Annotated in this window: 20 protein-coding genes and 1 pseudogene; 11 read left to right on the top strand and 10 right to left on the bottom strand. The window is 69.0% G+C overall.

The features are described from left to right. The first annotated feature begins 33 nt into the window (after positions 1 to 33). The 3 genes and pseudogenes from ACFYP0_RS04880 to ACFYP0_RS04870 all read left to right on the top strand — a co-directional run bounded on the left by ACFYP0_RS04880 (position 34) and on the right by ACFYP0_RS04870 (position 1743). Positions 34 to 987, top strand: a complete 954-nt coding sequence (locus ACFYP0_RS04880) for an alkaline phosphatase family protein (RefSeq protein ID WP_355499617.1) — start codon at positions 34 to 36, stop codon at positions 985 to 987. After that, a pseudogene (locus ACFYP0_RS04875) lies at positions 948 to 1361 on the top strand (alkaline phosphatase family protein); the annotation flags it as partial. The gene ACFYP0_RS04880 and the pseudogene ACFYP0_RS04875, both read left to right, overlap by 40 nt. Continuing rightward, positions 1249 to 1743, top strand: a complete 495-nt coding sequence (locus ACFYP0_RS04870; protein WP_355499620.1) for a phospholipase domain-containing protein — start codon at positions 1249 to 1251, stop codon at positions 1741 to 1743. The pseudogene ACFYP0_RS04875 and the gene ACFYP0_RS04870, both read left to right, overlap by 113 nt. 151 nt (positions 1744 to 1894) lie before the next feature. Here the strand turns inward: ACFYP0_RS04870 and ACFYP0_RS04865 are convergent, their stop codons facing one another. From ACFYP0_RS04865 to ACFYP0_RS04820, 10 genes are all read right to left on the bottom strand, one after another. Further along, a complete protein-coding gene (locus ACFYP0_RS04865; protein ID WP_355499622.1) occupies positions 1895 to 2731 on the bottom strand; it encodes an aldo/keto reductase in 837 nt (278 codons plus the stop codon). Between the two features lie 44 nt (positions 2732 to 2775). Next, a complete protein-coding gene (locus tag ACFYP0_RS04860; protein WP_355499625.1) occupies positions 2776 to 3462 on the bottom strand; it encodes a hypothetical protein in 687 nt (228 codons plus the stop codon). 125 nt (positions 3463 to 3587) lie between these two features. Continuing rightward, entirely contained in the window at positions 3588 to 4802 is a 1215-nt protein-coding gene (locus ACFYP0_RS04855) for an exonuclease domain-containing protein (RefSeq protein WP_386994430.1), read from the bottom strand. Positions 4803 to 4816: 14 nt separating this feature from the next. Further along, complete coding sequence (locus ACFYP0_RS04850; RefSeq protein WP_386994846.1) at positions 4817 to 5476, bottom strand: DUF6218 family protein; 660 nt, start codon at positions 5474 to 5476, stop codon at positions 4817 to 4819. A 208-nt stretch (positions 5477 to 5684) separates the two neighbouring features. Continuing rightward, complete coding sequence (locus ACFYP0_RS04845) at positions 5685 to 6083, bottom strand: DUF4190 domain-containing protein (RefSeq protein WP_355499630.1); 399 nt, start codon at positions 6081 to 6083, stop codon at positions 5685 to 5687. 36 nt (positions 6084 to 6119) lie between these two features. Next, on the bottom strand, positions 6120 to 6524 hold the full coding sequence (locus ACFYP0_RS04840) for a hypothetical protein (RefSeq protein ID WP_386994428.1): 405 nt from the start codon (positions 6522 to 6524) through the stop codon (positions 6120 to 6122). Further along, positions 6521 to 8974: an AAA family ATPase gene (locus tag ACFYP0_RS04835; RefSeq protein WP_386994426.1), complete on the bottom strand. Its 2454-nt coding sequence runs from the start codon at positions 8972 to 8974 to the stop codon at positions 6521 to 6523. Before ACFYP0_RS04835 ends, ACFYP0_RS04840 begins: the two co-directional genes overlap by 4 nt. A 193-nt stretch (positions 8975 to 9167) precedes the next feature. Continuing rightward, positions 9168 to 9986, bottom strand: a complete 819-nt coding sequence (locus ACFYP0_RS04830) for a ribonuclease HI (protein WP_386994424.1) — start codon at positions 9984 to 9986, stop codon at positions 9168 to 9170. Between the two features lie 67 nt (positions 9987 to 10053). Then, positions 10054 to 10953, bottom strand: coding sequence for a hypothetical protein (locus tag ACFYP0_RS04825; protein WP_356975078.1), 900 nt, complete (start codon positions 10951 to 10953; stop codon positions 10054 to 10056). Positions 10954 to 11043: 90 nt separating this feature from the next. Next, a complete protein-coding gene (locus tag ACFYP0_RS04820; RefSeq protein WP_355499647.1) occupies positions 11044 to 11604 on the bottom strand; it encodes a DUF4352 domain-containing protein in 561 nt (186 codons plus the stop codon). Positions 11605 to 11707: 103 nt separating this feature from the next. On the opposite strand from ACFYP0_RS04820, the gene ACFYP0_RS04815 reads away from it, so the two are divergent. From ACFYP0_RS04815 to ACFYP0_RS04780, 8 genes are all read left to right on the top strand, one after another. Beyond that, the gene (locus tag ACFYP0_RS04815) at positions 11708 to 13612 is read left to right on the top strand and encodes an N-6 DNA methylase (RefSeq protein ID WP_386994421.1); all 1905 of its coding nucleotides are present in this window, start codon (positions 11708 to 11710) and stop codon (positions 13610 to 13612) included. A 242-nt stretch (positions 13613 to 13854) separates the two neighbouring features. After that, the gene (locus tag ACFYP0_RS04810; RefSeq protein ID WP_386994419.1) at positions 13855 to 14235 is read left to right on the top strand and encodes a YbaB/EbfC family nucleoid-associated protein; all 381 of its coding nucleotides are present in this window, start codon (positions 13855 to 13857) and stop codon (positions 14233 to 14235) included. Beyond that, a complete protein-coding gene (locus ACFYP0_RS04805) occupies positions 14225 to 14557 on the top strand; it encodes a hypothetical protein (protein ID WP_386994417.1) in 333 nt (110 codons plus the stop codon). Before ACFYP0_RS04810 ends, ACFYP0_RS04805 begins: the two co-directional genes overlap by 11 nt. Before the next feature lie 151 nt (positions 14558 to 14708). Beyond that, positions 14709 to 15935 carry a WXG100 family type VII secretion target gene (locus ACFYP0_RS04800; protein WP_386994414.1) on the top strand — a complete coding sequence of 409 codons (1227 nt, stop codon included), beginning with the start codon at positions 14709 to 14711 and terminating at the stop codon, positions 15933 to 15935. Further along, positions 15935 to 16345, top strand: coding sequence for a hypothetical protein (locus ACFYP0_RS04795; protein ID WP_386994413.1), 411 nt, complete (start codon positions 15935 to 15937; stop codon positions 16343 to 16345). Before ACFYP0_RS04800 ends, ACFYP0_RS04795 begins: the two co-directional genes overlap by 1 nt. Before the next feature lie 195 nt (positions 16346 to 16540). Then, positions 16541 to 17605 carry a serine/threonine protein kinase gene (locus ACFYP0_RS04790; protein WP_355499660.1) on the top strand — a complete coding sequence of 355 codons (1065 nt, stop codon included), beginning with the start codon at positions 16541 to 16543 and terminating at the stop codon, positions 17603 to 17605. A 13-nt stretch (positions 17606 to 17618) separates the two neighbouring features. Next, positions 17619 to 20420, top strand: coding sequence for an SNF2-related protein (locus tag ACFYP0_RS04785; protein WP_386994409.1), 2802 nt, complete (start codon positions 17619 to 17621; stop codon positions 20418 to 20420). After that, positions 20417 to 25330 carry a class I SAM-dependent DNA methyltransferase gene (locus ACFYP0_RS04780; protein ID WP_386994407.1) on the top strand — a complete coding sequence of 1638 codons (4914 nt, stop codon included), beginning with the start codon at positions 20417 to 20419 and terminating at the stop codon, positions 25328 to 25330. The genes ACFYP0_RS04785 and ACFYP0_RS04780 overlap by 4 nt, the downstream gene beginning before the upstream one ends. The last annotated feature ends 79 nt before the right edge of the window (positions 25331 to 25409 follow it).

The following is a 25409-nucleotide window of genomic DNA, read 5'->3' as shown; positions in this document are numbered from 1 at the left end:
GGCTGCTCTTCCAGGCCCAGAGCCGGTCGACGAGTGGTCGCAGAACCAACGAACTACGGTCATCTGCCGTCAACCCGTCGTCGGTGGCACCAGCCCAACGGGGCCGACGAGCTGCTGCCCTTCCGCCCCGAGGTGAAGGACCTCGGCCAGACCTTCCTGCCGGACCCGCCGCACGGCTGGAACGACGGGCACGCCGCCTGGAACGACGGCCGGTTCGACAAGTGGGTGCCGAACAAGGGCGTCACGGCGATGACCTACCACACCCGCCAGGACCTGCCGTACCACTACGCGCTCGCCGACGCGTTCACCGTGTGCGACAGCTACCACTGTTCCCTGATGGGGCCGACCGACCCGAACCGCTACCACATGTGGAGCGGGTGGGTCGGCAACGATGGCAAGGGCGGCGGCCCGGTCATCACCAACGCCGAGGCTGGCTACGACTGGTCCACGTACCCGGAGCGGCTGGAGCGCAACGGCATCTCCTGGAAGATCTACCAGGATGTCGGCACCGGCCTCAACGCCGCCGGGTCCTGGGGCTGGACGAACGACCCCTACATCGGCAACTACGGCGACAACTCGCTGCTCTACTTCCACCAGTACCAGAATGCGCAGCCCGGAACGCCGCTGGCCGACAGGGCCAAGACCGGCACCGAGGTCAGGACGCAGGGCCGCGACCCGGAGGCGCTGCTGGCGGACTTCCGCGCCGACGTCGAGGCGGGACGCCTGCCGGAGGTCTCCTGGATCACCGCGCCGGAGGCGTACACCGAGCACCCGAACTGGGAGCCGGCGTACGGCACGAGGAGGGCGGCTTCTTCGACCACATGGTCCCGCCGACGCCCCCGCAGACCCGCGAGTACGGGCAGTCGACAGTGCCGACCACCAACGAGATCTTCCCCGGCGACGCCGACCACCCGGCCTGACCGTACGGCCTCGGCATCCGGGTGCCGATGGTCATCGTCTCGCCGTGGACGCGCGGCGGCTACGTGAACTCGCAGGTCTTCGACCACACCTCACTGATCAAGTTCTTGGAGGCGCGGTTCGGACACGGCCGGCCGGACCTGATCGAGCAGAACATCACTCCGTGGCGGCGGGCCGTCGTCGGCGACCTGACCACAGCGTTCGACTTCCGGCACCCGAACCGCTCGCGCGAGGTCAGGTTGCCCGACACCGACGACTTCAAGCCCGAGGAGTTGGTCCGGCACCCCGACGAGGTGCCGGTTCCGCCGGCGGACCAGCGGCTGCCGAAGCATGAGCACGGCGTACGCCCGGCGCGGCCGATCCCGTACACTCTGCACGCCGACGGGCGCCGCGGCGACGACTCGTTCCGGATCGACTTCCGCAACTCCGGCGGTGTCGCCGCGGTCTTCCAGGTCCGCCGGGCGGGCAGCGCGGACGCCCCGCGCAGCTACACCGTCGAGCCGCCGGTTCACCGACGGCCTGTCCCATCTCGACGTCACCCCCGCCTACGACGAGCGCGACTACAAGCTGGCCCTCACCGTCAAGAACCGCGGGTCGAAGCGGGTCGAGGTGACCGTCCGGGACGGGTACCACGCCCGTCCGGTCAAGGTGTCGCTGCGCCCCGGCGAGACCGAGCGCGTCACGTGGGCGCTCGCCCGCACCCACGGCTGGTACGACCTGACGGTTTCCGTCGCCGGTCACGCCGACTTCGCGTACCGCTGCGCGGGTCATGTCGAGAACGGCAAGGACAGCATCAGCGACCCGGCCCTCGGCGGGCTCGTCTAGGCGACACCGCGTCACCCGGGCCGCCGCCGGCCCGGGTGACGCGGCTCGGCGCCGCGATCGGCGGCGGATGTACGGATGAGCGTGATGACTCACAGGCATATTGATGCCGCAGAGTCATCACACTCGTCACGGCGCTCGCGCGTCGGGTCGGTCAGAACTCCTCGTACACCGCCGGGTCCTGGTCCGAGAGTCGCCCGTCCGGGCGGCCCAGCGCGGTGATGGTCTCGACCTGCGCGTCGGTGAGCTTGATGCCGAAGACGTCCAGGTTCTCAACCTGCCGCTGCGGGGAGGCGGCCTTGGGCAGCGGAATCACCTGCCGGGCCACGTGCCAGGCGAGGATCGCCTGCGCCGGGCTGACGCCGTGCGCGGTGGCGATCTCCACGACGACGGGATGCTGCTGCAGGTCGTTGCCGTGGCCGAGCGGGCTCCAACCCTGCACCAGGATGCCGTGCTCCCGGTGGTAGTCGATCGCTTCCTGCTGCGGAAAGTACGGGTGCACCTCGATCTGGTTGACCACCGGGGCGACCCCGGTCTCGGCCACCAGCCGCTCGATGTGCTCGGGCAGGAAGTTGGAGAGCCCGATGTGCCGCACCAGGCCACGCTCACGCGCCTCGATCAGCGCCCGCCACGCCTGCACGTACAGGTCGACCTTCGGGTTAGGCCAGTGGATCAGGTACAGGTCGACGCGGTCGAGACCGGTGCGGAACACACTCTCCTCGATGGTGGTCAGCGCCTCGTCGTAGCGGTGGTGCCGCCCCGGCAGCTTCGAGGTGACGATCAGCTCGCCCCGCACGTCACCGGCCGACCGGGCGGCCCGGCCGACAGCGCCCTCGTTCTCGTAGTTCACCGCCGAGTCGATCAACCGATAGCCCGCCCGGATCGCCTGACCGATCGCGTCGACACCCGCCGAGCCGTTGAGCCGGTACGTGCCGAGCCCGATCGCCGGCAGAGTGGTGCCGTCGGCTGCCGCAAGATGGGGAATCGTCATGATTGGGACCCTACCTGGACGACGTTGGTGGGGTGCTGCGTCAGCTATGGCCACGTGCTGGGCGGCGGGCCGAAGGCGCGACGACCGGCCCGGACGGCCATAGCGGCGAGGGCAGCGTTGGCGCCACCACCAATCACCGCGCCGATGCCGAACGGTGCCGCTCGACCGAGGACGATGATTCCCTGCTTGGTTCCGTACTTCGTGACGAAATGCCTCCCCAAGATCTTGTTGATTTGACGCAACGTCTCGGCAGGCACCTTGGCGACAACCTGACGTCCCCAGTGTTGCCCCGTACGCTCGGCAACCTTGGTGATGGTGGCGGAGCCGGACCCGCCGAGCATGATTCCCATGACGATCGTTCGGCGGCGCTCAATCTCGTCGATGGGGACTCCGTGGACCTCGGCGATCGAGAGCGCGAAGAGGGCGCTCAGCTCAAGAGATGAGAGAACCTCGCCGGCCGACAGTGCCAGTGCGATGCCGGTGCCGACACCGGGCGCCGCTGCGGCTCCTCCAACCGCGGCACCCGTCCCGGCCAGGGCGCTGACGTACATCCGCTCCAGATTGCGGATCACCTCTGCTGGTGTCGCCTCTGGATTTCGCTGGCGGGCCCGGGCGATGTTCTTGCGCACAAGCACGCTCTGAGCGTCGACCGCCCTATCCAGAAGGTCGAGGACCCGCTGCCCACGTGTGCCTGCCTCCGAAACCGGTCCTTCGAGGGCATCTTCTGCCATGCCTTGCACTCCTTGAATCGTCATGAATTGCCTGAGTCGCCCACTGACCAACCGAGCGGATCTTGCGCCAGATCGTTGAACGGCGGACGCCGTATTGGTGGGCGGGCCCGGCGATTGAGTGCGCCTTACCGACCGAGGTCGGAGAGCATTCGCCGGTACGCGATGGGGTGTACGACCGGAACGCCGTACTGGCGGGCCTTCTTGGCCTTGCCGGACATCGAGTCCGGGTCGGCGGCAACCAGGAGGCGAGTCTTTTTGGTGACGTTGTCACCGACCTGCAGGCCCGCCGCCCGAGCGTCCTCTTCCCAGGACCACCGCGGTGGTTCCATGGCCCCAGTGAAGACCACCAGATCGTCGGGTTGGAGCCGCCAGCCCTTGGTGTGAGGCTGGGCCGCGCCAGCGTCACGAGCGGCTTTGAGGGCATGCTCGACGTCGGAGGCCTGCAGCCCGAGCAACGTGGCAACCTGGTCCAGGTCGTGGCGTTCGGCTGACGTGAGGACGTTGTCCTCTAATGCCACAGTCGCCAGGCTCGCCAGATAGGTGCGGTGCAGGTGGTCGACGTCGACTCGGGCGAGGCCGAGCTCTTGGGCAGTGGCGACGAGCGCGTCCGCCTCACAGGCGGAGATGTGCCGGTCAAGCAACGCTTGGTCGAGCAGGTCCAAGTACGCGTCACCCTGCGGTTCACTGAGCCGCGGAAGCCGGTCCACCAGACGGGCCAGGAAATGCTCTTCCCGGTGTCCCGGGTCTCGGCGAGGCAGAGGCACCACGGCCTCGGTAGCCAAGGCCGGCCAAGGGGCAGCCGCAGCGGCGTCAATGACCGACGTCCACGGCGGCGGCGTGCCCGCGTCTTGCAGATAGCGGGCCAGAAGCTGCGCAGCTGCCCTCGCGTCATGCAGAGCGGAGTGCGCCTGGTGCGGCGGCAACCCTGCCGCTCGACAACAGTCACGCAGGCTGCGACCGGCCGACGGGAGGAAGTGCCCGGCCAGCCGCATGGTGCACAACCCCTCTGCCGGGCTGATCGGCGGTTCAATCCGCAGCCGGCGGTACTCGGCGAGGAGAAAAGCGGCGTCGAAGTGCAGGTTATGAGCGACCAGCACCCTTCCGCGAAGGAGGCCGGCGAGGTGGCCTGCGAGCCGACCGAACTCCGGTGCGCGCCGTGCCTCGGCGGCCGAGATGCCGTGGATGAGTTGCGGTCCCAGATCCCGTTCGGGGTTGACCAGGCTGCACCACTCGTGTGTCACCTGCCCGGCGCCGTCGAGGTGGATGACAGCGACCTCGACCACGCGGTCGTGCCAACTGGTGCGCAGGCCCGTCGTCTCCAGGTCGATAACTGCGTACACGTCGGATCGACTCCCTAGATTGTGGCCGGAGCAGAGTTGTCGGCGGCGGCGCGCAGTCGGGCCAGCCACCGTGGAGGCAGCGGCTTCGGCTCGCCCAGAGCGCGCAGATACTTTCGTCGATACCGCGCCTGTTCGGTGTCCTGCCAGAGTTCAGCGGCCATAGCGACGGCCGACGTCAGGGCCAGCGCCGCCCCCGCGACTGGCGAGGCGGCCCAGGGCTGCAGGGCGAGCCGCATCGCCAACTCCTCGTGATCCGGCACCTCGGTGGGCCATGCAAGCGGAGCGAGCTTTGACTTGGACAATGCCCGCTGCCGGTCGACCGCTTCGCCGTAGGCGGACCGGTGCTCGGAGATCTCCGTGAGGAGCTCAGGGGCGGTCAGCATGTGCCCCCGCAGCGTGCTGGTCAATTCCCGTGGCAGTACGTGGGCGATCCTGTCCAGGATCGCGACCAGAGTCTCCGTGTCCCACCCCACCAGGCATCGCCCCTGCAACATCCACATGATGCGAACAAGTTGGTCGTCCTGCGCGACCTCATCGAGGCGTACAACCCACGCCCCGCCTGCGCGTCCGGTCGGGCTGAGCCGCCACACGGCCACAGCCTCGGTGCCGTCCGCGTCGGGGCTGACGGCGAGAACAGCGTGACCACGCGCACCGGGCACATAGTCAACGGGTATGCGAGTTCGCTCTCGGATTCTTCGAGTTCTGCCATCCCACGCCCTTCATGATCGGGAACGGAAGAATCACAGTAGGTGTCAGCCTGGTCACGCCGGCTCAACCGGAGCGGCACCTCATCACGCGTAGTGTCCACACGCGAGTGCCTGAACAGATCACGCGCGTGGGGCGAGCGGGCCAGGACGCTGCGGTGACCGGCGGCTGACGTGCTCACGGCGTCGGAGTCGGAGTCGGCGTGGCGGCGCCGATCAGACCGCCGAAGAAGACCATGACCGTGAGCGCGATCATCGGGCCGACGAAGACGTAACCGAGGATCAGGCCCGTCACGGCCATGCCCCGTCCGGACTTCGTCCCGTGGCGCGTTTCGTAGAGCCCGACGTGCCCGAGGACAACCGCGAGGACGCACGGTATCCCGAACAGGCACCAGCCACCGAGGACGCCGAGGATGCCGAGGACCATCGACGCGGTCGCGGTGCTGGACGAGGGCGGGGCCTGCACCACCACCTGGGGCAGCAGCGGGTGGTAGTAAGCCGGCGGGTAGGGGCTGGCGGGAACGGCCGAGATCGGCGGCAGCGGACGGGTCGGGTCGTATCCAGGCTGGTAGGACAAGGCGATATCCCTCTTGGTTGAGTCAGATGTCGGAGGTCAGCTCGTGCTGCTGGCGGGCGCCTGGAGTCGGATGAGCAGGGTGCTCACCTCGGTGTGCAGGCGACGCAGCTCCGCTGCCGTAGGGGCCAGCTCGTAGCAGTGGTGGTGCGTGGCGGCGGAGAGCGTCGCCCAGGCGAACGCCACCCGACGAGCGGTTTCGCGGCCCGGGCCGAGCCGGCCGCGCAGCATCAACTGCTTCGCGCGGCCCTGCCGGCACGCCGCCACGGTCGGCTTCACCCGCCGCCAGTAGGCGTCGACGCCGCCTTCGAGGGCGAGCCGGATCAGGCAGGCGCAGGCCCGCGGCCACCAGCCTGCGGTCACGGCAGCGGTGCCGAGCAGCCCGGCCCCGCGCAGCAGTTGATCGGCCGCCGCCAGGCAGCGCTGTGGCGTCGGCGCGGTCACGACAGCGCCGCCGCGAGGAGGCGGGCGTCCGCGACCAGGCCGGGCAGGTCCGCCAGGTACGCCCCGTGCACGCCCTCCCGACACGCCTGGTACGCGTTCACCGCACGTCGTCCGTGCCGGCGGCCCAGCCAGCCGAGCACGTCACCACCCTTCTCGGCGTCGTCGAACACCGCCAACGCGACGGTGGTGGTGACCCGTCGGGACGCGTCCTCGATCGCCTCCTCGATGTCGGCGTGCCGGACACCCCGCGCCACCCGGTTCCGCCAGACCACGCGGTGGCAGGCCGCCTCGACCGCAGAGCGGCACAGCTCCGCGACCACCGGCCCGCGCACCTCGGCGGGGATCTCCTCGTTGCGCGCCAACGCGTACGCGTCGTCCAGGTAGCGGGTAACCGGGTCGGAGCCGGGTCGCAGCGTCACCACCGACTTCTCCGCGCGGGTCACCTCGATGATCCGCGCCTTGCCGAGATCGAGTCGGCGGACCGCGTCCGGCAGCCGGGTGTCGTGGGTGAAGACGACCACCTGCCGCTGCTCGGCCAGCTCGGCGAGCACCCGCGCGAGACCGTCCACCTTCGACGGGTCCATGCTCTGCACCGGGTCGTCGACCACGATGAACCGGAACGGGCTCTCCGGGGCGCAGCTGCGGGGCAGGAACGTCGCCAGCCCGAGCGCCTGCATCTCACCCTGACTCATCACACCCAGCGCCGTGCCGTTGTCAGCCCCGTCCACGCTGACCGGGAAGACCACCCGCCGCCGGGTGTTCGCGCCCTCCAACGTCATCGACCCCAGCTCGACGTTGCTCTCCTGCCGCAGCTGCGCCCAAATCTGCTGCGAGTGCCCGGCGAACGGCGCGACCCGCTCGCTGCGGATCTCTGCACCGGCGTCCTTCAGCCAGGCGCGCGCGGCCTTCAACCGGGCCAGGGTCGCCTCCCGCGCCGGCAGTCCGCCGACGGTGGCCACCCACTCGCGCACCTCGGCGGCCGCCGCCCGCCAGCCGGTGTCGCGCTGCCGCAGAAACCCCTCGGCGTACGCGCGGGCCGCGTCGACCGCCGCCACCACCGCCGGGTACCGCGCGGCCAGGTGGTCGGCCAGCTCGGCCGGCTCCCCGGGTACGCGCCGCAGCGCGGCAACGGCGTCACGCAGCACCCCGGCCGTCGGCTCCGACCCGGGGCCCTCGGGCACGACGAGGTCGTCGATCAGGTGGTGTGTCTGCCGCAGCAGAGCCGTCAACCGGGTCGTCGCCGTCTGGGCGGCGACACTGCGCTGCCGAAGCTCGCCGAGCGACTCTGCGGCGGCGGCACGCCAACCACCGTCGAGGGTGCCGGTGGCGCAGACTGGGCACGACCCGTCGCCCTCGTCCTCGTGATGTTCGAGGGCGAGGCGGAGCAGCTCGGCGCTACGCAGTGCGGCCCGGGACCGGCCACCGTCGTACCGCTGGGCCTCGACCGCCGCGTCCCGCAGCTGACCGGCGAGCCGGGTCACCTCGTCGACCGGCGGCGGGGCGAGGGCGGCGAGCTCCCGACAGAGCAGCACCTCCCGGTCGGTGGTCGTCTCGTCCGGCTCGTCGAGGATCGCCGTCACCGCGCCAAGGTCGACCGCGCCCCGGCCACGCAGCAGCGCGGCGGTCCGCCGGGCCCGGTCGTCGGCGATCCCGTCGAGCGTGGCGCCCAGGGTGGCGCGCTGTGCGCGTACCTCCTTGGTGCTGGTGTCGTGCGGCCGGGTGGCGCGCAGCAGACGCTGGTCGGCGTCGGTGAGCGCGTCCAGCCCGAGGATCGCGAAGAGCGCGTCGAAGAGCTGGCTCTGCGTGCCGGCGGCGAGCTTGCCCAGCTCGGCCGCGGTAAGGAACGGTCGGTACAGCTCCAGCGGACGGGCCAGACCCAGCTCGGAGAGGCCCGCATGCCGGCCCTGAGCGCTGGTGACGGTCACCTCGGCGTCGGCCAGTTCCGCGCCGACCGGCCAGGCCCGGTGCACCCGCGTCGGCGTGGCCACCCCGTCGACGCGCAGCTCCACATCCACCCAGCACGGGTCCGGGTTGTGCAGGTTGCGCCACCCCGTACGCCAGACGCTGGTCTTGTCGGCCCACCGGGCGCTGTCCCCGGTGAGGGCGAGTTCGGCGGCCTCGGCGAAGCTGGACTTGCCGGAGCCGTTGCGGCCGACGACCAGGGTGAAGCCCGGGCCGGGGCCGATCTGGATGGTCCGTTCCGGGCCGACGCCGCGGAACCCGGCGACGGTCACCGACTTCAACCAGATCCGTTCCGCCGGACCGTCGTCGGCGGGGGAGCGGGGGTCGAGCCGGGTGGGAGTGCCGGCGAGGGCGGCGGTCAGGTCCTCCTCGCCGGTGAGGGCGGCGAGGACGAGTTCGGCGGTCTCGGTCGGTACGCCGTCAGCGGCGGCCAGTCGTTCGAAGATCAGCTCGATCAGCGGGGCGGTGGTCTGTGCGGGCTGGGTCATGGTCGTCTCCAGGCGTGTGGTGTCCGCGGACCGACGGTTCATCGGCCCGCCCGGGGTGAGCGGTGGAAGTGGGGAGGCCGCTGTCGGCCCGGCTGGGGCTCGGGAGCCGGTGATGGTGGTTGGACGCTGTAGAGCTGATGTCGCAGACGAATCAGTGGTCCAGCGCCGGCCGCTCCGGGCGCCCCGGGAGGGCTCAGAGCGTGGCGTTCGCGTGCCAGTCGCGCAGGAACGCGTCGACCAGGGCGTGCGCCCGAGGACACAGGTCGAAGGACTCCTCCCGCCGACGGCGGGCCATGTGCGACAGGCCGTCGGCGGCCTCGTTGAGGGCGTGGCCGCTGTGCCCCTTGACGTGCGCGAACGTCAGGTCGGGGCGGTGGGCCACCTGCTCGGCGAGCCGGACCAGGGTCGGCTTGTCGGACCAGCGGCGCTGCCGCAGGCTGTAGCCAGCGGGCATCGCGTCGGTCTCGCCGGCCTGCCAGCGGTGCAGGTAGCGCAGGGCGGCGAGGCTGTCCAGCAGCACCGTCATGCCCACCGGCACCTCGTCGTACCCGGTCAGCAGGTAGTCGACCGCGCGCAGCTCGTTGATCAGCACCCGGGAGACGCCGGTCGGGTCGAGCCGGCCGGTGCCCCGGCCGAGCAGGCCGTAGTGGCCGTCGCTGACGACGTACCCGATGCCGCCCACGCGGCCCTTCCAGCTGGCGTCGGTCGCGGCGACCAGCGGCGCGGACGTCGTCGCCCAGCGGACCACCCGGCCGCGACCGCGCTGCTGGTCGTCGCCGGACCGGCGGTGGATGCCGTGGTCGGCGGCCAGCCGCTCGGCGGTGTCGAGCAGCTCACCGGCGGAGGTCAGCTCGTCGTAGTGGGCGGCGGTGAACGCCAGGCGGACGGCGTCGCCGATGCGCTGGCAGTCGCCGCAGCGGGTGGGGCGGATGAAGGCGCGCAGGGTGAGAGCGCGGTCGTGCAGGGGAGGAGGGAGCAGGGCCAAGGTACGGAGGAACTCATCGGGACGCACGACGCCTCCTGACGTCTTGGGGGAGGGAGGGCTTGTTGCGCGCTACAGAGCTGATGGCGTAGACGAATCAAGCGGGCGCGATGGTCCAGTTGCCGTCGGCCGTCACCTGCACGAGCGCGGGCGCCGTCAGCGGACGGACTCCCGAGTAACCACCGATCTCGTTGACCAGCAGGCCACCCTCGGCGGTTTCCAGGGAGTAGGCGTGCACCACGAAGTTGGAGCTGCCCCGGGAGTGGGTGATCTTCACCGCAGTGGCGTCTCCGCCGAGGACGATGACGTTGTCGCCCTTCCCCGACGCCTTTCCCGAGAGGGCCTTGGTGGCCATCTGGTCGACCGATCCGATGGTCAGGGTCCAGCTGCCCGTCGCCTCGACCTCAAACTGAGTGGTGAGCGCGCCGTCCTCAAGGTTGATCCAGCGCTTGCCGCTGTACGAGCCGATCTCGTTGACCAGCAGGCCGTCGGGCCCGTCGCTGCGCAGGACAGTGTTGCTGCTGCATCGACAGGTGAACTTCACGACGGCCAGATCGGTGCGCTCGGGAATCCGCACCACGTCATCACCCCGCCCATTGATCACCTTGGGCTTGGGCACCGGCGGGGTCGTGGTCGGAGCCGCCGTCGTCGGCGGGGCGCTGGTCGGAGCCGCCGTCGTCGGGGCCACGGTGGTCGGCGACGCCGTCGTGGCAGCGGGGGTGGGGCTGCTGGAGCTCGCGCCGGTCGAGGGCTTCCCGTCGTTGCTGCTCACCGCCCCGATGACCGCACCGCCGCAGCAGAGGGCGATGACCAGGGCGATACCACCCACCGCCCACGCCCGGACGTGGGACCTCTTGCCAGGCGTGGCCGGCACAGGGGCGCCGAGCAGCATGCCGCCCGCAGGGGTGGTGGACGTCGGGTCGGCGGTGGGCTGGACGGGAGGCTGCGACGGATCGGCGGGCTCGCCGGCCGGCATCGGGGTGGTCGGGTCGGTCACGGCAGGACTCCTCTGTTAACAGGTGGCGGTGTGAACAGCCGGGGATGCCGGGGCGGGCGATCGGTGCCCGCCCCGGTGCGGGAAGGAAGGTCAGCTCAGCGCGACGTCGACGCCGCCGGAGAACATCGAGTCGTGCAGCTCGAGCTTGGTGATCTTGACGTTCTTCGGGATGTCGAAGACCACGACGCCGTTGACCTGGTTGCCGGGGTTGATGTCGTTGAGGAACGTCTCGGCGTTCTTGTTCGCGTAGATCGCCGCGCCGGTGTCGGCGGAGTACTCGGTGCCGTCGGCCGCGTACGCCTTCTGGCTGCTGCCGTCGAACATCTGCGCTTCCTTGCCGATGTTCTTCACGTTGAGCGTGACCAGGCAGAACTGGCCCTGCGCCTTCTGGCCGAGCATGTCGCTGCCGATCTTGGCGACGCCGCACTTGGACGACTTGACGGTGAACTCGAACTTCCCGTCCCGGGCCGGCTGCCCGATCTTGGCGGTCTTCGCCGGCTTCTCCTCGGCCTTGGCGCCGCCTTCGTCGCCGCTGGAGCTGCTCGCCTTGCTGTCGCTGCTGGAGTCGCTCGCCTTGTCCGCGGCGCCGGAGCCGCAGCCCAGGGCGATGAGGCCGGTGGCGAGCAGAGCGAGAGTGGTGGTCTTGCGCATCGTTGTCCTCCTAAAGTGGCCGTTGCGGGGTCAATAAGAGCATCCGTCTGACAACACTGTCAACAGACATTCTCATGCTTGACAGGCGTGGGAGACTTTCGGCGTGGAGAACCCGACCATCACGGCAGCGGAGATCGCCCGGCTCGTCGGTGTCGGTCGCGCTGCGGTCAGCAACTGGCGTAAACGGCATCCCGACTTCCCCGCCCCCGTGGGCGGAACGACGGCGAGCCCCGAGTTCGACCTGATCCAGGTCGAGCAGTGGTTACGCACCCAGGGCAAGCTCCCCGAGCTCGCCACCGCCGACCGGCTCTGGCGACACCTCACCGCGGCCAGCGACTCCCCGGCCGCCGGCCTCGCCGCCGTCGGCGCCCTGCTGCTGGCCCGTCAACGCGGCTCCCGCAGCGCCGGCATCGACGCCCAACTCACGCCGCTGCTGCCCGACGTCGACGCTCTCGCCGACGAGTTGGGCCCGCAGGGCGCGTTCGACGAGCTGTGGCAGCGGTTCTCCGCACCAGGGCCCGGCCGCCCCTTCGCCACCCCCGACGACCTCGCCGACCTGATGATCGGGCTCGCCAACGTCGGCGGCGGCTCAGTGCTCGACCCGGCCACCGGCTCGGGCGCCATCCTGCGAGCCGCCGCCCGCGCCGGCAGTACCTCGATGTACGGGCAGGAACTCGACGACGAGCTGGCCCGGCTTGCCGGCCTGTGGCTGGCCCTGCACGACGTACCCGGGGAGGTCAGCGGCGGTGACTCACTGCGCGCCGACGCCTTCGCCGGCCGCGCCGTCGACGCCGTCGTCTGCCACCCACCCTTCGGCGCCACCAACTGGGGCGACGAGGAACTCGGCCACGACCCCCGCTGGATCGTCGGCACCACACCCCGTACCGAACCCGAGCTGGCCTGGGTGCAACACGCCCTCGCCCACGTGCGGGTCGGCGGGCACGCCGTCCTGCTGATGCCACCCACGGTCGCCAGCCGCCGCGCCGGCAAACGCATCCGCGGCGAACTGCTGCGCCGAGGTCACCTACGCGCCGTCATCGCGCTTCCACCGGGCGTGGCGGCGCCACACGGCGTACCCCTGCACCTGTGGGTGCTGCGACGCGCCGCGACCGACGCGCCGCCACCGGCGCGGGCGCTGCTGATCGACGCCGCCAGCGGCGACCTGGCCGACACCGCGCCGCGCGTGCTGGCCGCGTGGCGGGCCTTCGCCGCCGCCCCGGACGGCGACGTCGAGGAGGCCGGGTTCGCCCGCGCGGTCCCGGTCATCGAGCTGCTCGACGAGGAAGTCGACCTCACCCCCGCGCGCCGGCAACCCGCCGTCGTGAGCGAGGCAACAGGCGAGCATCTGGTACGCACCAGAGAACGACTGGCCGCCATCGTCGGCGAGCTGCCGGCGCTGCTTCCGCAGGTCACGCCCGCGCCCGACGGGCCGGACGGCCTCTTCCTCACCGTTGGAGAGTTGGCGAAGACCGGGGCGCTGCAACTGATCGGTCCGGTCCGCGCCGGCACCTCCGCACCCGCACCCGACGGGCCACCGGTGCTCACCGTCCAGGACGTGCTCGCCGGGGTGGAGGCGTCCGGTCGGGGCGACGACCGGTTCGGGCAGGAGATCCCCCTGGCAGTGGGCGACGTGGTGGTGCCGATGATCGCGCGGCAGCTCACCGCACGGGTGGTCACCACCGAGGGGGCGCTGCTGGGACGCAACCTGTACCTGCTGCGACCCAACCCGGCGGCGTTGAATCCGTGGTTCCTGGCCGGGCAACTGCGGACGTCGGCGAACGAGAAACAGTCGTCGAGCCTCTCGGGGACGATGCGGTTCGACATTCGACGGGCGCAGGTGCGGCGGCTGTCGCTGGACGAGCAGCGGGCGCACGGGGACGCGTTTCGGCGCCTTGACGCCTTCGAGTCGGCGATCCGGCAGGCCGCCTCACTGGGAGCTGAGCTGGCGCAACTCACCGCCGACGGGTTGGCACGCGGGGCCCTGCGGCCAGACGCCGACCTCCGATAGGCGGTGCGTCGGCTGCTACCGAGGCGACCGAACGTGATTCCGGTCGTCGTTCCGGCGCACTGAGTCGTCGGTCGGCGGCCCTGATCGATCACTGTCGAGCTGCGCTCGACGGCTGAGGGGCATCGTTCACCGCGATGGTGGTGCAGAGTGGTGGGCTCGGCGTCGGTCGAACGATGGCGCCGAGGTGCGTAGCGGGGAGGTTGGGAATGCTGGGCCAAGATCCGGACGCAGCACAGGAATTGATGCATTCCTGGACGGCCGAGCTGTCGGCACGAGCTCAGGCTGCGGTCGAACTGTCAGACCGGGTCGCGGCCATCACGGCGTCGGCGGCCGGCGCGGACGGTGCGGTGCGCGTGACGGTCGCCGCCTCGGGGGCGCTGACGGACCTTCGGTTGGACGACCGCGTTCAGCGGATACCCGGTGCCGAACTTGCCAGCATCATCATGGCCACGATCGCCCGTGCACAGGCCGGGTTGACCGAGCAGGTGAGCATCGCGGTGCACGACACCGTGGGCACCGACTCGGAATCCGGGCGGGCGGTCACCGACTCCTTCGCCAGGCGGTTCCCCAGCACCTCTGACGAGCCCGATCGGTGGGAGCGGGACGCCAGAAATGGCTGGTGACTCTGAGTTGCAGATGTCGGTGGCGGCGGTGATTCGGCACGCCGCGACGGTCAACGACACCGCCGACAGCATGGAGGCCGCTCGCGGAGCGGCGGCGTACGTGCAGATGGGCGCTGAAGCGTACGGGCAGATCTGTGCGTTCCTACCTCGATTGATCGACCCGGTGGCGGACAGGGCGGTGACGGCGCTGGGAGAGTCCGCCACGGCACTGCGTGAGGCGGCAGCCAACCTACGAGCGGTTGCTGCCGCGACCGAAGCCGCCGACGCGGCGAGCGCACGACGACTTGCCGACAGTGCCGGCCGGTTGGAACTGCCGCTGTGACCGATACGGCGGCCAACCCGCTGGTGGTGCAGCGCCACGACTCGACCCAGTGGTACACCGGGCTCGGGTTGGTCGAGGACGTCGCTGACACCGTGTCAGGCATCGAGTCGGCAGCTGGATCGACTCGACGATCGGTGGTGTCGCCACGTCGATGGATGCGTTGGCCACCGTGCTCGACCCGCTCGGCTCGCTGGTCAGTTGGGGCGTCGGTTGGTTGCTTGAACACGTCAAACCGCTGTCGGACGCGCTGGACTGGCTGGCCGGCGACCCGGATCAGATCGACGCGTACGCGTCCACGTGGCGCAACGTCGCGAAGCAGAGCACCGATGCGGCGGCCGACCTGCAGGCGGCGATCTCGTCGCAGCTCTCCGAGTGGGAGGGCGCCTCGGCGCGCGCCTACCGGGCGCACATGTCTGACCAGGTGCGGGCGATGGAGGGCATCGCGCGGGCTGCCGGCGGCATCGCTTCGCTGGTGGAGGGCGCGGGGCTGCTGGTGGCGCTGGTCCGCGAGTTGGTCCGGGACCTGATCGCGGACTTCGTCTCGGTGCTGGCGGTCCGGCTGCCACTCTGGCTGGCCGAGACCGGCGCGACGTTGGGCTTGGCGACTCCGCTGGTGATCTCTCAGGTCAGCAGCCTGGTGGCCAAGTGGGCGGCGCGGATCGGCAGGCTGATCAGCGCGCTGATCAGCAGCCTGCGTCGGCTGGCCCCGCTGCTCCGACGCTTGGGCGACCTGATCGACGAGCTGAATGGCCTGCTGCGGCGGGCGGCCCGCGCCGACCCGGTCAGCCCGGCGAAGGGCGCCACACCCGGTGGGCGCCCTGCGGCCTCGGGAGACCCGGACCTGGACTCGATGGGGCGTCGGTCGGACTGGGAGGATCCCTCCGCACATCCGCAGACGCCGCCACCGCCGGATGCGAACCTCCCGGCCGGGGATCCGGTCTACCACCGCCCGAACAGCACCGCCATCGGCTACGACAGCGCCACGATGCGCAACTTCGACGCCGTGGCACCGATCCCCGGCCATCACGATGTGGTCGTACACGGCGAACGCACTGGACTGTTCCGGCCCGGCCTCGTGGGCGCTGACGGTGCCGACCACCCCGCCAACTTCACCCACCCACAGCAGATCGCCGACGCCATCCGCGCCAACCCGCACTACGACGGTGGCCCGGTACGGCTGGTCTCCTGTCACACCGGCACCGTCGCCCCCGAAGCCGGCGTTCCACCAGCGGCGCAACAGGTCGCCGATGCCCTCGGGGTGCCGGTGACGGCACCGACGGACGCGGTCGGTGTCGACCGGTATGGTCCGGTGGGGCAGACCCCAATGATCCGGGGTGGCGGAGAGTGGAAGACCTTCTATCCGAACGGTGGGCGTTGATGGGCGGCGGTCAGCTGAAGGCAGCGGGGATGTTCCGCGAATTCGGGCCGGTCCGCTCCGCCGAGCCGCAGGAGAGCATCTTCGACAGCGTCGCCGACGAGGAACTGCCCGACCTCACTCAGGTTGTCAGCTACTTGAACTCAGGACACGTCCTTATCGATGTAATGGACGTCGCCAACGATGCCTTCGACTCGACCCGGCAGGTGATGAACGGCTCGACCGTTTTGACCGACGGTGACTGGCTCTGGCGGAAGGACCTCGCCTACTACGTACGGCGTCACCGCGTCGCACTGCCGGCGGGTTTCCTCGCGCTCATCCGCGAGCGTGACTACGTCGTCCCTTCGCGGGACGTGCCGGAGCTGACGGCTTGTTCGCGGCAGGCCCGAGACCTGATGTTCTGGAACAGCTGACAAGATTGCTGGTGTCGTCAGATATCCGACGGCGGCGCATCGAGCCGCCTGAAGTATGAATTCAACGCCGAACAGGAACCGCCATTCGGACGCTTCCTCGTCGAAAGTTCAACGTTGTACGGTCATGCGTCTGCCGGGTGTCGAACCGCCAGGGCAGACGGGCAATTTGGGTCTGTGTCATCGTGAGGGGGACGAATGACGCTGGGCAGAATCGGCGGCTATGAACTGGTGCGGCCGCTTGGCTCAGGTGGCATGGGTGACGTGTTCTTCGCGGTGTCGCCGACCGCCGAGCGGGTCGCCGTCAAGGTGATCAAGCAGCACCTCATCGAGGCACCGACGGTGCGCGAGCGGTTCGCCGCCGAGGTCGACAGCCTCAAGCTGGTCTTCGGCTCCCGGGTGGCCCGCCTTGAGGGTGCCGACCCGTACGCGAACCCGGCCTGGCTGGCCGTGGAGTATGTCCCCGGCGCCACGCTGCGTCAGCATGTCGACGCGCGGGGGCCGCTTCCCCTGCCGCTGGCCGCCATGGCTGGAGCGATGCTCGCCGAGGGCCTGGCCAAGGTGCATCAGGTCAAGCTGCTGCACCGCGACCTCAAGCCGCAGAACATCATCCTTGGCCCCGACGGCCCCAAGCTGATCGATTTCGGCCTGGCGGTGCTGATCGAGCGGGACGACTACCTGACCGAGCCCGGCGCCCTGGTCGGCACTCCCGCCTACATGTCGCCCGAGCAGGTCAAGGGTGAGCGAGACCTCACGCCGGCGGTCGACGTCTACGCCCTCGCCGCGACGCTTGTCTTCGCCCTGACCGGGCGAGGGCTCTACCCGCCGACCAACTCGTGGAATCTGCTGCTGCGCATCAGCGAGCCGACCGACCTTCCCGACCTGTCTGGGGTGCCGGCCGAACTGGTGCAGTTGCTCGGCACGATGCTCGCCTTCGACCCCACGGCGCGACCCGGTCTGACCGACGTTCGCGCCCGGCTGCTGGCGGTCGCCACCGCTGCCAGCGGCAAGAGCGTCCACGCCCTGCGCCAGGAAGTCGCCGAACTCACCTACGACGGTGGCACGGAGCTGCTGGTCCCTCCGGACCTGGATGATCCGCGACAGGACCCGGAGGGCACGCCGGTCATCGAGGCGGACACCGTCCCGGTGCCGGAGCCGACGCCCACGAAGGTCGACCCCGAGCGGGCCACCAAGGCGCCAGCCGATGTGACGTGGCTCGTCGACAAGATGCGCCGCCAGTACGCCCGCCGCTCGACCCTGTAGGAAGGCACCACCGATGACCACCACCCAGGCCGCGACCTTCGCCCCGGGCTCCCGCATCGTCGTCCGCGACGAGGAGTGGCTGATCCGCAGCGTCAAGACCGGCACCGCGGACGGCACGATGGTGAAAGCGGTCGGCGTATCCGAGTTCGTGCAGGACGTCGAGGCGACCTTCTTCACCAAGCTTGAGGACATCACGCCGCTGGTGCCGGAGGAGACGGACCTCATCCAGGACACCTCGTCGCGGTTCCGGCAGAGCCGCCTCTTCCTGGAGGCCGTGCTGCGGCGTACTCCGCTGCCTCGCACCGAGCGCGGGTTGGCCCTCGCCGACCGGTTCCTGCTCGACCCGCTGACCTACCAGCAGCGACCCGTTGAGCTGGCGTTGTCCGGCCTGCGGCCGCGGATCCTGCTCGCCGACGTCGTCGGCCTGGGCAAGACCCTGGAGATCGGGCTGATCCTCGCCGAGCTGATCCGCCGGGGCCGGGGTGAACGCATTCTGGTCGTCTCCCCGCAGCAGGTCCTCGAACAGTTCCAGCGTGAGCTGTGGACCCGGTTCGCCATCCCGCTGGTCCGGCTCGACTCGACCGGCATCCAGCGCATCCAGCAGGAGATCCCGGCGGGGCGTAACCCGTTCACCTACTTCAAACGGGCCATCATCTCGGTCGACACCCTCAAGGACGCCGGCCAGTTCGGCCACCACCTCGACGCCACGACCTGGGACGCCGTCGTCATCGACGAGTCGCACAACCTCATCAACAAGGGCACCCAGCGCAACGAGCTGGCCCGCCGCCTGGCCGCGAAGACCGACGCGCTGCTGCTGGCCAGCGCCACCCCGCACAACGGTGACAAGGAGTCCTTCGCGCAGCTGATCTCGCTGCTCGACCCGGCGGCGATCGCCAACGAGAAGGACTACCAGGCCAGCGACATCGCGCACCTCTACCTGCGTCGCACGAAGATCAGCCCTGAGGTACGCGACCAGATCGGCGACCGCTGGGCCGACCGCGGCCCGTCTGAGGCCCTGCACTGCGCGGCGACCACCATCGAGGAGCAGATCTTCGACGAGCTGACCGACGTGTGGCTGGCCGGCAAGTGGACCGACGAGCCGATCACCGGGCAGCACCGGCTCTTCCCGTACACCTTGTTGAAGTCTTTTCTGTCCTCGCACCGTGCGCTGCGCGAGACGGTGACCAATCGGCGCAAGAAGGCCACCGGCACCGAACGGGTGGCCCTGGACCGGCTCGCTGAGCTGACCTCCGCCATGACCGACAGCGACTCCAGCAAGCTCAAGGGCCTGGTCGACGAGCTGCGGAAGATCGGCGTCGGCAAGAACAGCATCACCCGGGCCGTGGTCTTCTCCGAGCGGGTGCCGACCATCAAGTGGCTCGCCGAGGTCGTCCCCGGAATGCTCGGCCTCAAGCCGAACGCGATCCGCGTGCTGCACGGCGGGGTGGCCGACAAGGACGAGCAGACGATCCTCCAGGAGTTCGAGCTGGCCGGCAGCGACGTCCGGTTGCTCTTCACCGGCGACGTCGCCTCCGAGGGCGTCAACCTGCACCAGCAGTGCCACCACCTGATCCACTACGACATTCCGTGGAGCCTGATCCGGATCGAGCAGCGCAACGGCCGGATCGACCGCTACGGGCAGAAGCATCAGCCGCAGTTCCGCGCGCTGATCCTCACCTCTGACCGGGAGGACGCCAAGGACGACCGGACGGTCGCCGAGAAGCTGCTCAACCGGGAGGAGACCGCGCACCGCAGCCTCGGCAGCGTCGAGGCGGTCACGGGCCAGTACGACGCCAAGGCCGAGGAGGACCGGCTGGTCCGGGACCTGCTCGCCGGCAAGTCGGTGGACGAGTCCTACGAGGCTGCCCACGCCGAGGTCGACGTGATGGCCGACCTCTTCGGCGACGTCGGCACCGCTCCCGTGGCGACGGACGTGCCCCAGGCGAAGGTGCCGAAGCTCTTCGACTCCACCCAGGATTTCGTCGACGCCGCCCTGTACGAGATCTACGAGGACCGGCCCGAGGACCACATCGACCTGCGCCGCGAGGACGAGCTGCTGACCTTCCTCGCCCCTGACGACCTGGTGCACCGGCTCACCGATCTGCCCCGTACCTACCTGCGGGCGCACCGGGAGGGCGAGGACCTGCGGCTCAAGGTCACCTTCGACCGCGCCCTCGCTCAGCGCAAGCTCGACCAGGCCCGGCAGAGCAAGACCCCGATGTGGCCGGACATCGCCTTCCTCAGCGACGTGCACCCGATGGTCGACTGGTTGGTCGACAAGGTCCTGATCCGGCTCGGCCGCCAGCAGGCCCCGGTGCTCACCGCCGACGTGGCCGCGCCGACGTTCCTGATCCAAGGCGTCTACGCCAACCGCCTCGGCCAACCCACCGTCGTGCAGTGGATGGCCGTCTCCGACCTGCCCGCTTCGCCGACGATCCGGCCGATGGACGAGGTGCTGCGCGAGGCCAACGTCGGCCCGACGATGGTCAACCGCGCCGAGGCCATCGCGATCGGCCCGCTGAAGGAGTTGCTACCGGGGGCTGTCGCGGTTGCCCGGCAGTATCTGGAGGGCAAGCGCGCCGAGTGGGCTGAGGCCAACGCCGAGCCGTTGCAGAAGCACCGCCAGCAGTTGCAGACCTTCCAACAGGCCAGCCTCGTCGACGAGCTGCCCGGCGCGCATCGGGAGAAGCGACGCCAACGCGTCGACACCACCGTCCAGGAGCAGCACGACCTGCTCGACCGCTTGGAAACCGACGGCGACCCGCTGCTGCGGGTGCTCGCCGTTCTCGTACCGTCGCAGGAGAGTGCCGCATGAGTTTCGAGTCGCTGACCAACCGCGGCGAGTACCTCTCCGCGCACTACCTCGCCGAGATCCTGCCCACCACCCTCAAGGGCGGTCTGCTCAAGCAGTGGGCGGAGACGGAGAAGTCCGGCGAGTCGACGCCGCGCGCCGGGCTGCGCGGCATGCGCCGGACCTACTTCGACGCAAAGACCGAGCTGACCGACGTCGACTTCTTCGACCCGGAGCGACTGCGCAAGCAACACCAGGACGTGCTGCGGGCGCTCGGCTTCGACCCGCAGCCACAGACCATCACCGTCGAGCGCAACGGCCAGGAGTACGACGTCCACGTCGCCCACGCCGAGCTGACCACCACGCACGGCATCGTCGCGCTGGACTGCGGCTGGGCGGTCGACACCGAGGCAGCGCAGGACCCGGACGACGCCGGCCGCCTGCTCGACCCGCTCACCCTGTCGAGCACCGAAACCATCGAGACGGGCGCCAAGCTCGCCTCCCTGCTCTTCGCCGCCGACAGCCCGAAGCCCCGCTACGTGCTGATCCTCAGCGGTGGCGTGATCACCCTCGCCGACCGCACGGTCTGGGGTGAGGGCCGCTACCTGGCCGTCAGCCTCGACACCGCGTACGCCCGCAACGACGACAAGGAACTCGACGTCGTCGCCGCGCTCTTCGGCGCCGACTCGCTGCGCCCGCCGGCCGAGGGCGGCACCGAACCCCTCGCCGACCTGGTCGCCGGCTCCCGCCAGCACGCCGTCGGTGTGTCGAGCGAACTCCGCGTGGGCCTGAAGGATTCCGTCGAACTCATCGCCAACGAGGTCCTCGACCAGATCCGGCGGGCCGGCTACCAGCCGCAGCAGGTGATGGACCTCGACGAGTTGGCCAAGGAACTCGGCCGGGAGTCGCTGCGCTACCTCTACCGGATCCTGTTCCTGCTCTACGCCGAGGCCCGCCCCGAGCTGGGCGTGCTGCCGGTCAACGACCCCCAGTACGTCGAGGGTTACAGCCTCGCCCGTCTCGGTGACCTCGTCTCCCGCCGCCTCGCCCCCTCCGCCGAGGATGGCACCCACCTCTACGAGTCCCTCGACCTGCTTTTCCGCATGGTCAACGAGGGGCACCGGCCGCGCGGTGGCGCGGACGTCGACGACAAGGCCAGCGAGGGCGAGGGGCTGCGCTTCGAGCCGATGCGCTCCGACCTGTTCCTGCCCGAGAAGACCAAGCTCATCGGCCGGCTGATCGCCGAGCCGGGCAGCGACCCCGACGACGAGCACGCACCGAAGATCGACACCCGGCTGCGCAACAAGGTCCTCTACGAGGTGCTGCGCCGGCTGATGCTCACCAAGGGTGGTAAGAAGCGCCGCGGCGGCTTCATCTCGTACGCCCAGCTCGGCATCAACCAGCTCGGCGCGGTCTACGAGGGCTTGATGTCGTACACCGGTTTCGTCGCCACCGAGCAGCTCTACGAGGTCGCCAAGAACGGCGACCCGAAGGACGGCTCGTGGATGATTCCGGCCTCCAAGACCGACGAGTACGACGACAACGTCTTCGTCTACAAGGAGAACGCGTACACCGGCGTCCGTAGCCGGGTCTGCTACGAGGCGGGACAGTTCGTCTACCGGCTCGCCGGCCGCGACCGGCAGACCAGCGCCTCCTACTACACCCCGCAGTCGCTGACCGAGGTCACCGTCCAACTCGCCCTCAAGTACCGCCTCGACCAGGACGACACCGTCACCCCGGCCCGCGAGCTGCTGGACTGGACGATCTGCGAGCCGGCGCTCGGCTCCGGCGCGTTCCTCAACGAGGCGATCAACCAGGTAGCCGCCGAATACCTGCGCCGCCGCGCTCGCGAGTTGCAGGTCGACCTGGACCCGGAGCAGTACCACCTCGAACTCCAACGGGTGAAGGCGTACATCGCCCTGCACAACAGCTACGGCGTCGACCTCAACCGCACCGCCGTCGAGCTGGCCGAGGTGTCGCTCTGGCTCAACGTCATGCACGCCGGCCTCCAGGCCCCCTGGTTCGGCCTGCACCTGCAACGCGGCAACTCCCTCATCGGCGCCGGCCGGAAGACCTACACCGCGAAGCAGCTCGCCGACAAGTCGTGGCTCACCACCGCGCCGAAGGAACAGCCCTTCCGGGACGGGCCAATCGGCGAGGGCACCATCCACCACTTCCTGCTCCCCGCCGACGGCTGGGGAGCGGTCGCGGGGGAGAAGGAGGCCCGCGAGCTGGCGCCGGCCGAGACCGCGCGATTGAAAGCCTGGCGTACGGCGATGAAGCGCACGCCATCCGTCAAGGGCAAGAACTCGCAGGTCCAGCGCTTGCAGGCCCTCGCGCGGCGGGTCGAGTTCCTGTGGGGGCTGGTGCAGCAGCGGCTCGACATCTCCGAGCGGGAGATCCGCCGCGACATTGCAGTCTGGGGCGCTGAGGACCTGCCTTCCGTTACCGAGGCGGTGCCTCGGGAGGAGATCCTCGCCGACCTGACCGCGCCGGGCACGCCGTACTGGCGGCTCAAGACCCTGATGGACGTCTGGTGCGCGCTGTGGTTCTGGCCGCTGGACAAGGTCGGGCTGTTGGACGGCTCTGACCCGGCCTACCCGGCCACGCCGGTCGAGGTGTCGCACGTCAGGGACGAGCCGGCGTACGAGGAACCGGTCGTCTACGAGACCGCGGACATCTTCGGCAACGTGCAGCCGCAGCAGATGAAGATGCCGACGAAGGCCACGGGCATCCGGCGGATGACGGTGGCGGAACAGCTCCGTCAGCAGGTGCCGTTGGCCGACCTGGGCGATTGGCTGACCTTCGCCGAAGCGCTCATCGGCCGACGTGACTTGGACGAGGACACCGCGCGGTTCTACAACCGAAAGTTCACGAGCCTGAGCGAGATGAGCGAGTTCGAGCGGAAGCTCGACGGGGTAGTCGGCGTGGACTCGTCGTGGATGCTTTCCGACCGGTTCCCCTGGCTGCTCGCCGTCGGCCAGCTCGCCGAGCAGCGGGGCTTTTTTCACTGGGAGTTGACATTCGGTCAAGCCTTCACAAAAGGTGGTTTCGACCTTCAAGTCGGTAACCCGCCATGGGTTCGGCCTGACTGGAGGGAGGACGGGCTCCTCGCAGAATGGGAGCCCTGGTTTCGACTCGTAGTGAAGGCGCCTGCCGAGGTATGGGACCAACGGAAATCCTGTCTGCTGCGACAGCGATTCATTTCGCGGTCCTACTTGGAAGAACTGTCCGCAAAAACTGGCCTCGTAACCTTCCTGGGTGGTCTTGCGAACTATCCTCTTCTCGCCGGCACTCGGCTAGATCTATATCGGGCGTTCATGAGTCAGGTGTGGAGGCATCAGCCAAAACGGGGTAGCGCGGGACTCGTGCATCCTGACAGCCACTTCGTTGGAGTGAAAGAGGGCCGCATTCGTGAATCCGCGTATCGACGTCTTCGTGTTCATGGTGGATTTGTTAATGCGGCGAACTGGGCTTTCGATGACGCGGGCCGGACTCTGGAGTTTGGAGTGCACATTTATGGTGTACCCGGAGAGGTTTCATTTCTCCACCTCAGCCAAATGTTCTCGGCCAGCACTTTGCGCGATTCTCTAGCGCATGACGGACATGGGTTGCCGCCTGGGCAGAAGCATAACGGTGCTTGGGATCGCAGACCCCACCGGTCCCGAGTCGTCGTCGTCGATGAGACGCTGCTGGCGGAGTGGGAGCGCCTCCGTGGCGAGAGTGGGAATCCTCGCCAAGTGCCACTTCTAAATCCGATAACCGTGCATGAAAAGGGTGCCATCGCGGCAATTGCAGGGTTCGAGCGGAGACTTGGATCGGTGCAACCCTTCATCAGCGGTGGTTACAACGAAACTGTGGGCAAGCAGACGGGTCTTATTCGATACCAAGTGGGACGAGTGTTGACGCTCCGCGATGTTGTGCTTCAGGGTACACACTTCGGAATCGCCAACCCTTTTGGCAAACAGCCGAACGATCCGTTTCGGAACGGCAAGGACTGGGTTTCATGGGATCTAGTTCGTTTAGATACCGATGTCGTTCCACGGACGACCTACGTACTCGCTGGCGCGGAGGCGGGCTCTAGGAGCGCTCAGGATGTCTGGGCGGGGCGCCCCTACACGGATTACTATCGGATCGCTTGGCGTAAGATGATCGATCCGAAAAGCACGGAACGGTCGCTATTTGCGGCGATTATGCCGCCGGGGCCAAGCCATGTTGATGGGGTGTATTCCATGTGGTTAGGTAGCGACGCGGATACCGCCCTCTGCGCGGGGTTCTGGGCGTCCCTGCCGCTTGACTACTTGCTGCGTATCACCGGGAAGGCCAATCTCCATCCTGCGGATTTAGCTGCTTTTCCCGTTCCAAGTGTAGGACACCCGCTCGCTGCTCCGCTGCTCGTGCGAACGCTGCGACTTAACTGCTTAACGATTCCGTACGCCGGGCTGTGGAGTAAGTTATTTCAGTCCGCTTGGGCTTCGGAGCGTTGGGCCGCGCAGTGGGGAATTCCGAGTCCTCTTGGCGATGTGGGACCGCAGTGGCGCCGGACAACGCCGCTACGTGATGAACGGTCTCGCCGTGCCGCGCTTGTGGAAATCGATGCGCTGGTGGCGGTCTGGCTGAATATCGATGTTGATGAGATGTTGGCGGTTCTGCGGTCCCGGTATCCCATCTTGACAGACCGTGAGGACCAAATGTGGTTTGACGCCAACGGTCGTCGGCTTGCTGTCGACCCCTATGCATTTGGGATTGGCCAGTCCAGACAGGACTATGAGCAGTTAATGGCACACCTAAATCACCCTGAAGGTAACCCGCCGCCGGAAGGGTACGCGGCGCCGTTCTATAAGGCGGACCGGGAGAACGAGTACCGGCAGGCGCATGCCGTGTTCAGTAAGCGGCTTCAGGATGCGATCGATGCGGGCTGGCAGCCGTCGTAGCCCACTACCCCGCTTCCATCACCGAAGGAGAGCAGATGGCTCCGAGTAACCATCGGAAACATCAGGCTGGACGGCATCT

This window comes from Micromonospora arida (assembly GCF_042873195.1).
In the GTDB taxonomy this organism is placed as follows: Bacteria; Actinomycetota; Actinomycetes; order Mycobacteriales; family Micromonosporaceae; genus Micromonospora; species Micromonospora arida.
The sequence above is the reverse complement of the archived record's forward strand: the minus strand, read 5'-3'. Positions and strand labels throughout refer to the sequence as shown.